We start from the raw sequence: 9,429 nt of genomic DNA, 5'->3' as shown, positions 1-9,429 counted from the left end.
CTTGCTTGCCGACGATGCGCAGGCCGGTGCCGTTGGCGATCCCGTAGCGTAGGGACGGGCCGTCGTCGAAGCAGGCATCGGCGTTGCCGGCCTTGACGTCAGCCCAGGAAGTGTTGGAGTTGGTGTAGTACTTCAGCTTGAAGCCGTACTTCTTCTGGACGGACTTGGCGTAGATGGCAGAAGTAGTCCCGGTCTTGACGTTGACCGTCTTGCCCTTGAGCTCCTTCAGGCTGGTGATCTTGCTGTCCTTGGCCACGGCCAGGCAGACCCCGTCAGTGTAGTAGGAGTTGCTGAAGTCGATGGTCTTCTTTCTTTCGCTGGTCACGCTCATGCCGGCGATCATCCCGTCGATCTGGCCAGACTGCAGGGCCTGGACGTCGGCGTTGAAGGACATGATCTTCAGCTCGTACTTGAACTTTTCATGCTTGGCGATTTCCCGGAGGATTTCGATGTCGATCCCGGGGTTCTTGCCATTGTAGGTCCCGTTCTTGTCTTGAATTTCAAAGGGCTTGAAAGTCTGGTCGGTCCCGATGATATAGGTCTTCTTGCTGGCTGCCTGGGCCTTTGGCGCCGTAAGGAAAAGCGCGGCAATCAGCAGGCTGACCGGCAGCAGGAGAAGTTTGCGAAGTTTCTTTAAATGCATGTAATCGTTTCACCCTTTTTCATAAATAAATTCTTCCGCTAAAAAAACAGATTGCCAATATTGTATCACGTTTTTAAAAAACTGCTCATTTTATTCAGCTCATCTTCAACCAAAAGCAACCGGTACCAATTTTCTTTTTAAAGTAAGAATAGGAAAATAGTTAAAATAATTCATTCTAAGTGGCCAAAAACTAACTAAACAAGGAATTTGACCTAAATAAAAAAGCCCCCGTCAGGGGCAATGTCATTAAGTTAAGACATTGACTTTGAACGGGGAATGCTTTAGTCTGGAGCACTAGCAGTAGGATGTAGAAATTAGTGGTGTCAAATAAGATTGCATTTTTGAAGCGGTCAATTCTGGTATCAGAATAAAGAACCTTTAAACTTGGGGTATTAGAGGTCTCAGTTGCGTTTCCCGGGGTAAGAATAAGTTGTAAGTTGTTAGGAATGTTTCTCGCAACTTTAAACGATGTTATTGCGGGAATGCAGAAAAAAGAGAGAAAGTAGAAAATTACGAAAAGTTTCGAGCTAAGGTCAGCGTCTGAAAAAAGTGTGATAGCTACGATAATACAAATGAAAATGTAAATTAGATGCCCTAATATTCTTTGCCATTTTTTATGTTATATAAAGAAAAAAGACTGTAAAGGTGCAGCAAATAAAAGCATTTAAACTTATCCCAGAATGTTAGCTTGCTAGTAAATGTTATGCTCTCGGTAGTATCCATAAGTACCCCTTAGAAAAATAATTTATATTCTGATTTTAGCATATTCTAAAAAGGACGGAGGTGAAAAACACAGAGCACCATTTCTGGTCTCTGTATTTTTTCAACATCAAATATCCCGAATGATGCTGACAACTTTACCTAGTACTTGATTTTGATTATCTGGTGTCAGCACTAAAGGGTCGTAGGCATCATTTTTAGGGATTAAAAGGGTTTTATCGCCAACATATTTGACAGTTTTTAGCGTAGCTTCATTGTTAATTAAAATAGCTGCAATTTCACCATTCTCTACCGTTTCTTGCTTTCTGACGATTACCTTATCGCCGTCAAGGATGTATGGCGCCATGCTATCGCCTTGGCATGTTAAGGCAAATAGTTCTCCAGTTGGTGGATCGCCAAAATAGACCTTGTTTAAATGCCCTTCGTAATTTTCTTCAGAAAAAATTGGCTTACCGCAGGCGATAGTTCCCAGGATAGGGATGCTGATGACTTTGGCATCTGCTAAATCAACTAAGTTTTTGGGTTTTGCATCATCATTACCTAGTAGCTCTGAAACTGAAATATCTAGTGCATCAGCAATTGCTGGAATTCTTTTAGCTGGTGGGTTGCTTAATCCTTGTTCCCAAGATGCTACCGTGCTTACCCCGCCAAGACCTAGAATTGACGCCAACTCTTTTTGGGTCAAGCCCTTCTTTTTTCTTTGCTGCTTAATTTTAGTCCCAATCTTCATTTTATTTACCTATTCACTAAATCTTTCAATTCCATACTACAACTTTTTAGTACTTTTAGCAACTTTTCTCTTGACCGAACTAAAAATACGTAGTACATTTAGTACATAAAGCTAGTATAAACAACAAACTGGTACTAAAATATAGTTGAAGGGAAGGGGATCAAAAATGAAGGAGATTGATATCCGGGATCCAAGATCTAAGGGAAGAATAAAAACGAAAATTTGCAACTACATCAAAACTGATGATGGAACTGAGCTATTAGAGTTTAAATACCAAAGAATCAGAAGGACTATCTTAGTTGATGACTTCTTAAATGAAGTCATGCAAGCACGTAAAAATAGTTACACTACCGAGCAATAGATCCGAAAGAGAGATACTAAATAGCCGGAGTTATTACTAAGCGTTTAAATGCGCAAGTAATAGCTCCGGCTTTTTTGTTTGAAAGGAGGTGATAGTGATGTGATTCTTACTTAAAACGATGCCGTAGTAATCAGTAGAAAAAATAAAGGAGAATATCAAAATGGACGAAAGAGTAAAAGATGTACAGGTTTGGCTTAATCAAACCTATGGCAAGGTATCTGGTTTTAAAAAGGCACCAGAAAATGGCTTAACTGGTTGGCCAACAATTTATAGCTTAAGAGAAGGCTTGCAACACGAATTGGGGATTACTGCTCTTGCAGAAGGCTTTGGCGATAGCACTAAAAAAGCTTTAAGTGCGAAAATTGGCGACTTAAAGCGTGGCTATCATGGCAATATCATCAAGTTGGTTAAGGGTGCATTTTGGTGCAAAGGGATCAGTCCTAATAACTTTACGGATAGCTTTGACAGTGATTTAACTACCGCTATTAAGAGCTTGCAAGGCGATGCGGGGATTACTGCCAATGGTCAGCTTACTGTTAATTTAATGGCTGCATTGTTTGATATGAGTGCTTTTGTTTTAATCCCTGGTCAAGGCAAGTCAAAAGTTCGACAAATGCAGCAGTATCTTAATGGTAAGTATGGCGATGAGTTGGGGATTTTACCCTGTGATGGCATCTATCAAAGAGCAACCAATACAGCTTTGATCTTTGCCTTGCAAAAGGCAATTGGCGTAGCAGGTGCTAATGGCAATTATGGTCCAGGTACTGTAGCAGCAACGCCAACGGTTAGTGAAGGTGCTAGCGGTGAAGTGGTTCGGGTGATCCAATACGGTTTGCTAGTTAATGGTTTTTATGATGGTGATTGCGATGGCAAGTATGACGCCGATGTGGCTAGTGCCGTAATTGCTTTTCGTAAGTTTATGAATCTACCGCCATTTACTGGCAAGTCTGATCTTTCTGTTATCAAAGGACTGTTAACTAGTAACGGTAATACTGATCGTGATTCAATTGCCTTGGATACCTCAGCACAGCTTACTGATAAGGATATTGCCAACTTTAAGAGATATGGTTTTAGCGTCATTGGTCGATACCTAACAGGATCGGTTGGTACTGGTGCAAGCAAGAGGAGCAAATACTTAACGTCTGATGAGCTGGAGCGGATTACTGATGCCGGATTGCGAGTCTTTCCAATCTATGAAGACGGTGGGTATGAAATCGAATACTTTAGTAGAAACCGTGGCTATCAAGACGGGATTACTGCTGCAAAGAAAGCAGCTGAGCTAGGCTTTCCAAGTAAAACAACAATTTACTTTGCAGTGGACGTTGATATTCAGGATGGTGACATTGAAGGTACAGTCGTTCCTTACATGAGAGGGATCATCGATGCCTTGAAGCTCAGTCCATATGAACCAGGTATTTATGGCACTAGAAATGTCTGCCTCCACGGCGAAGAAGTTGGGATGAAATACAGCTTCGTGGCGGATATGTCCTATGGTTGGAGTGGGAATCTTGGCTTTAGAATGCCAACAAATTGGGCTTTTGACCAGTTTACTGAATATCCAATTGGCAGCACGGATATTGACCAAGTAGCAGCTTCTGGCAAAGATGCCGGTGTTAATAAGTTTGTTCCACAGTTATACGGTACTATTTCTTATAGGGAAGTAGCAGCTGATGTACTAAAGGGTCTTGGTAAGTCGGTATCCGTTGAGTTTAACAAGAAGCTTGAATTCGTAAATACCCCATCACTAAAAATTTCAGTGGAATTGGTTAATTCGCTGTCAGTAGCTGATGAAACTCCTGCAATTACTGTTTCAAATGGTAAGTTAGACTCAATTAGTTTTGCAAGTTGGCTTCAAACTTCAGGACATATTAAAGGAAATGGTGTTGATGCGGTTGTAAACGAAGCAAATAAGGTGATCTCAAGCGCAAGCATTACCAATGGTAACGTGGCGATAGAAGCTTCGATTAACAACTCTGGTGAAAGCAAGCTTAAATTTATCTACCATATTTTAGAAGCTAAGGATAAGCAATTGGATAATGAACTGTCTGTAGTTATCACTGTCACTTCAAAGCCAACAGATCTATTTACTGGCACGAAAATTCCAAACGTTGATGTTCCGAAGCTCGTAACCCAAAGTCAAACTGATCAGAAATCATGGGAGACCTTAATTGGCTTTTCAACGGTTGTTGCAATAGCTGGAGTATCTATTTTTATTAGTGGAGGGACTCTTTCAGTCTTATTAGATCTTATTCCACAATTGTTTACCGGGTTGTTAGTAGGTTAGAATCCCAGACTAATAAGTTCGTATTTTTTAACATCAAATATGCAACTTGATGAATTTTTTAAAATGTGGTTTTACGGAAGCTATAAAGTTGACTTTAGATAGCGCTGTAGTGTTTTGGCTTTTGGAAATGAAGCTATAGAATACTCTGCTTTTATGCTTTGGCAAATAATTTGGGCACATTATCAAATAGAAATTCTTAGTATCAAGTAGTAAAGAACTTTTTAAGTATACTATCTGTGAATTTGAATCACCTATTTTTACTATAGGCGCTCTTCCTAAATTATTATCGGGTGAAAGCTTAAGATTTATAATAGATGGGCACTTTAGTGAAATTAGGAATGCAGTGATAGCTGGTACCCACGAAAAACAAGATAGCGTTAAAAAGACATCAATAAACATTTTAATGGTGACAAAAGGATAGGAAACAACAAGAATCGCAAGTGAAAAGCCACAAACACTGGTATACCACAGATAAATAAGAATCTTTTGCCACTTCTTTTGAAATCGTATTAAAAAAATAAGACTGCAAAGGTGTAGCAAATAAAAGCATTTAAACTTATCCCAGAATGTTAGCTTGCTAGTAAAGGTTATGCTATTAGTAGTATCCATAATTACCTCTTGAAAAATTAATTTATGTTTTGATTTTAGCACATTCTATCAAGAACTGAGGTGAAAAGCATATAAGTGTATATCCAGAATTAATTGCGTTTGCCATCTGGCTCGTTAGCCTAGCTTTGTTAACTATCTTAAGGCGAATCCATGTAAAGAACCGAAAGCTAGAGCAAATTGTTACTATAGTAGAGCAAGTTCTTGCAGACTACGTTGCCCTGTACCGCCGGATTGGCTTTTCTGATCAGGAAAAGCAGAACATCATTAATTCAATTGTTGCCATCTTGCAGGAAAAAGGATTCAAGCTTTCTAACGAAGATGTAGCGCAAATCGAGAAAATCGTCGACAGTAAATTACTAGAAAAAGTTGAATAGAAAGCAAAACGCAGAGCACCTCGATGCTCAATGTCATTAAGTTAAGACATTGACTTTGAACGGGGAATGCTTTAGGACACTCATCTAAGTTTGATGAGTGTTTTTTTACTTAATTTTTGAAACCGCTTTACGCTATATTTGGTTAGAAATTTTATCAAAGGTGGCGTATTTTCATGACTAAGAAGCATCAAGTCCTAAGACAGCTTGATTCTGTTACAGACATGGCTGCCGAATGTATCAATTACTTTGTTTATCATCCAAGCAAAGACTTCACGCGTAAAAGAAAACTGGATGCTAAGACATTCATTAAGACCACTCTTGCCATACAAGGAAACTGCTTGAACAAGGAGCTGGCTGACGCATTTCCTAAGCCCTCTAAGCGAATGACCGCGTCGGCTTACGAACAGCAGAAAGCTAAGGTTAACCCTAGATTATTTAAGGTAATTCTGTATGAATTCAATTCAACTTTGAAACAGCCTGCTTTGTATCATGGCTATCGGCTGCTGGCAATTGATGGTAGTGACTTTGCTTTGCCGTATGATAAGAATTCAATGTTTCTATGCAATATTCAGACAAGAAAAAAGCCTTCGGACGATAATAAATTAACGACCAAAGGCACATGTTTGATTCATGCCAATATCCTTTACGATATCGCAAATTGTTGTTACCTAGACTGCTTATTGCAATCACGAAAGAGTATGGATGAACGCAGTGCGGCTGTGCACATGCTTCAGAACTTAAGACTTCAACACCGCTATATCGTACTGATGGATCGTGGCTATGAATCCTTCAATCCTTTCGAGCATGGCAATCGACTGGCTAACTGCAACTATGTTATCCGTCTAAAAACTCAAGGTAAAAGTGCTATTCGGGAAATCAGCGCTCTTCCCGATCAAGAATGCGATCTTGAGATGACGTTTAACATCACCAATAGCGCCAAGCGAAAGAAGCTTCATCCAGAGTATCACAAGATCAATGCCCCGAATCGTCGCTATAAGGACAAATATTCACCTAAGTACCGTACAGCGCACTGGGATTTTGAAAGCTTTTGTCCGGTCCACTGCAGAATCGTTAAACTTAAGATCAACGACCCACTATTGGGAAAGACTAAGTGGGAAGTACTGGCTACTAATCTAAGCCCGAGTGACTTCCCACTTAGTGAAATGAGAAATCTGTATCATCTGCGCTGGGATATTGAGAGCTCATTTCGCAAGCTAAAGTATGATCTCGGTGCAGTATGTTTTCATTCGAAAAAACCAGCGTTTCAAGAAATCGAGTTGTACTCTCAGCTGATTATGTTTAACGCGGTCAACAGAATCATATCCCTTTGCCGGATAGCTGATGCTCACAGAAAATGGCCTCATGAGATAGATTTTAAAGAGGCGGCCAACATAGTTCACCGATATTATACAACGCCCATGATAGGCAATTCAAAGCAGATGATCGAAGAAATAGAAGCTTATCATCATCCAGTCCGAAAAGGTAGACAATATCCAAGACCTCTACGGTTTCAAGGTTCTGTTAGTTTAAACTATCGAATTTCGTAAAAAACAGTCAATCGATGCTTATTTGTCATACCCAAAAAGCAGAAAAGACACCCACCTAACTTAGATGAGTGTCTCAAAGCGGTTCCCTGTTCAAAGTCAATGCCTTAACTTAATGACATTGCCGCCAGGGGAGCTTCTTAAGATGAAAATTCAATTGATTCAGTCGCAATTTCACCGGCATGCCAGTTCTTTGGCAGCTTGCCAACCTGTTTGAGCTTCTGGGTGATCTGGTCCAGGACTTCAGTCCGGTCGCTTTCGCTGGCCATGAAGTCGTAGTGGTCGCCGTCGATCATCATCTTCGGCGAGTAGTTGTAGTCATCATACCACTTCTCATAGTAGCGGAGCATCCGCTTGTAGTAGTCTTCCAGAGTCGGGTCGAAGCTGAGCTGCTCGTAAGACCGGCCCCGCTTCTGGATCCGGCTGATCATTGTTTCATAGGAAACATTGATGTGAACCAGGAGGTCAGGATGGCGCTTAGGCATCCGCTCCAGTTCCTTCATCATGCTTTCCAGCAGCTCATCGTAGGTTTGGACTTCCAGGTCATTGGCCCGGCCGATGTCGGCATTCATATGGAAGAAAAGAGAATCTTCATAGATGGACCGGTCCAGGACGTTGTTGTCGTCGCTGAGGGCTTTTTTAATGCTGTGGAAGCGCGTGTTCAAGAAGAAGAGCTGCAGCAGGTAAGTATATTTCAGGGGGTCCTTGTAGAAGAGCGGGAGGACAGGGTTGTCATCGACGCTTTCGTAGAAAGGCTTGGTCCCCAGATATTTGGAAAGAATTGCGGTTAGGCTGGATTTACCGGCTCCAACGGGCCCACTTAATACAATAACGGTCATCACGTTCCTTCTAACAACTAACTATAAATTACCGATTTCGCGCAGCTTGTTGTCGATGATGTCCAGAACCAGGTCCTGGTCATCGATGTTGTCGACAAAGTCGTACTTGTCACCATCGATCATCATCTTTGGTGAAACGTCATATTGTTCATACCAGGGCTCGTAGTAGCGCAGGAGGTTCTGGTAGTATTCCTTCAAGCTCGGGTCGGAGTCGAGCTGTTCGAACTCCCGGCCCCGCTTGCCGATCCGCTTGAGCATGGTGTCAAGGGAGACGTGGATGTAGATCAGGAGGTCCGGCTTCTTGCGCGGATTGCCTGGCACGTCTTCCATCATGTTGTCCATCAAATCGTGGTAGATTTGGTATTCAGTCGGGTCGGCCACCCCGCTGTCGACGTTCATGTTGAAGAAGAGCAGGTCTTCATAGATGGACCGGTCTAAAACGTCGTTGTGGTTGCCGGCGGCAGCGTTGATTTCAGCCAGCCGCTTGTTCAAGAAGTAGGTGTTCAAGAGGAAGGTGTACCGCTTCATGTCTTTGTAGTACAAAGGCAGAACTGGATTGTTGTTGACCTCTTCGTAATATGCTGTTGAGCCAAGGTGCTTGGCGAGGATACTGGTTAAACTGGATTTGCCGGCTCCAATTGGGCCACTTAAGACAATAACGGTGATCACACTCTTTCTATTCATACTATACTAGATCTACGTTGCTCTAATAGTTTATTGCAAGATATAGTACCTTAGCAAGCTTTTTGTCCAAAAAGATTTTTTATATAATAGACAATTTTGAGTCAAATTAGTCCATACTGTTGCTTTTGACAGAATAAATCAATTCTTTACCTTTTGTTCGTATTCAGTTCGATGAGGCGTGATATAATAATTCTCAGAGGTACGAGAATGTAGAAGAACTTAAAATCATAGAAATAATCCAAAGACAGTCAGTGATCTATATTACTTTTCGAACAAGTAACACTAAGGCCAGTGGATGAATTATTAGGAAAGGAGGTAAAACGAAAATGGTCCAAGCGAAAAGAAAGGAAAAACAAAAGACAATTCCGAGAAATAATGAACTCATTGACCAATTGGCCAGTGAGTATTACATCAAGGCTACTCCAGAGCTTGACCGTGCGGCAGAAATTGCTCATAAGATTTATAACGCCGCTTTGTATCAGCTCAGACAAGCCCTTTTCAAGAGAAAAGGATCGATTTATTATGAGGGCTTGGACAGGATCTTCAAGAATAAAAGAAATGCCAATGAGCTTATGCTTTATGGTCAGATGCCCACTGTTCAATGTGCTCAACAGACACTTAAAGAAGTAGCCGCGGTTTGG

At 41.3% G+C, this 9,429-nt stretch carries 8 protein-coding genes and 1 pseudogene; 5 read left to right on the top strand and 4 right to left on the bottom strand.

Going from position 1 to position 9,429, the window contains the following annotated elements; translation table 11 throughout:
- The coding region (locus lacNas_RS02355; RefSeq protein ID WP_201346546.1) for a transporter substrate-binding domain-containing protein at positions 1-643 on the bottom strand (643 nt) is incomplete at its 3' end.
- Between the two features lie 829 nt (positions 644-1,472).
- Complete coding sequence (locus tag lacNas_RS02350; protein WP_201330854.1) at positions 1,473-2,093, bottom strand: LexA family protein; 621 nt, start codon at positions 2,091-2,093, stop codon at positions 1,473-1,475.
- Between the two features lie 166 nt (positions 2,094-2,259).
- Between lacNas_RS02350 and lacNas_RS02345 the strand changes: the two genes are divergently transcribed.
- The 4 genes from lacNas_RS02345 (at position 2,260) to lacNas_RS02330 (ending at position 7,268) form a co-directional block, all read left to right on the top strand.
- Entirely contained in the window at positions 2,260-2,454 is a 195-nt protein-coding gene (locus lacNas_RS02345) for a hypothetical protein (RefSeq protein WP_003611908.1), read from the top strand.
- Positions 2,455-2,614: 160 nt separating this feature from the next.
- Positions 2,615-4,738, top strand: a complete 2,124-nt coding sequence (locus tag lacNas_RS02340; RefSeq protein WP_201330853.1) for a glycoside hydrolase domain-containing protein — start codon at positions 2,615-2,617, stop codon at positions 4,736-4,738.
- Between the two features lie 734 nt (positions 4,739-5,472).
- A complete protein-coding gene (locus lacNas_RS02335) occupies positions 5,473-5,721 on the top strand; it encodes a hypothetical protein (protein ID WP_201346545.1) in 249 nt (82 codons plus the stop codon).
- A gap of 173 nt (positions 5,722-5,894) precedes the next feature.
- Positions 5,895-7,268 carry an IS4 family transposase gene (locus lacNas_RS02330; protein ID WP_201330852.1) on the top strand — a complete coding sequence of 458 codons (1,374 nt, stop codon included), beginning with the start codon at positions 5,895-5,897 and terminating at the stop codon, positions 7,266-7,268.
- A 137-nt stretch (positions 7,269-7,405) separates the two neighbouring features.
- Here lacNas_RS02330 and lacNas_RS02325 read toward each other — a convergent pair whose 3' ends face one another.
- Positions 7,406-8,104 carry a deoxynucleoside kinase gene (locus lacNas_RS02325; RefSeq protein WP_201330851.1) on the bottom strand — a complete coding sequence of 233 codons (699 nt, stop codon included), beginning with the start codon at positions 8,102-8,104 and terminating at the stop codon, positions 7,406-7,408.
- Between the two features lie 21 nt (positions 8,105-8,125).
- A complete protein-coding gene (locus tag lacNas_RS02320; protein WP_201330858.1) occupies positions 8,126-8,773 on the bottom strand; it encodes a deoxynucleoside kinase in 648 nt (215 codons plus the stop codon).
- Positions 8,774-9,114: 341 nt separating this feature from the next.
- On the opposite strand from lacNas_RS02320, the pseudogene lacNas_RS02315 reads away from it, so the two are divergent.
- Positions 9,115-9,429, top strand: a pseudogene (locus lacNas_RS02315) (RNA-guided endonuclease InsQ/TnpB family protein); the annotation flags it as partial.

Source organism: Lactobacillus nasalidis (assembly GCF_016587775.1).
Lineage (GTDB): Bacteria > Bacillota > Bacilli > Lactobacillales > Lactobacillaceae > Lactobacillus > Lactobacillus nasalidis.
The sequence above is the reverse complement of the archived record's forward strand: the minus strand, read 5'-3'. Positions and strand labels throughout refer to the sequence as shown.

Bases quoted from the DNA above. Each gene is read 5' to 3' on its own strand.
- lacNas_RS02350 (WP_201330854.1), bottom strand. From the start codon at position 2,093: ATGAAGATTGGGACTAAAATTAAGCAGCAAAGAAAAAAGAAGGGCTTG.
- lacNas_RS02345 (WP_003611908.1), top strand. From the start codon at position 2,260: ATGAAGGAGATTGATATCCGGGATCCAAGATCTAAGGGAAGAATAAAA.
- lacNas_RS02340 (WP_201330853.1), top strand. From the start codon at position 2,615: ATGGACGAAAGAGTAAAAGATGTACAGGTTTGGCTTAATCAAACCTAT.
- lacNas_RS02330 (WP_201330852.1), top strand. From the start codon at position 5,895: ATGACTAAGAAGCATCAAGTCCTAAGACAGCTTGATTCTGTTACAGAC.
- lacNas_RS02325 (WP_201330851.1), bottom strand. From the start codon at position 8,104: ATGACCGTTATTGTATTAAGTGGGCCCGTTGGAGCCGGTAAATCCAGC.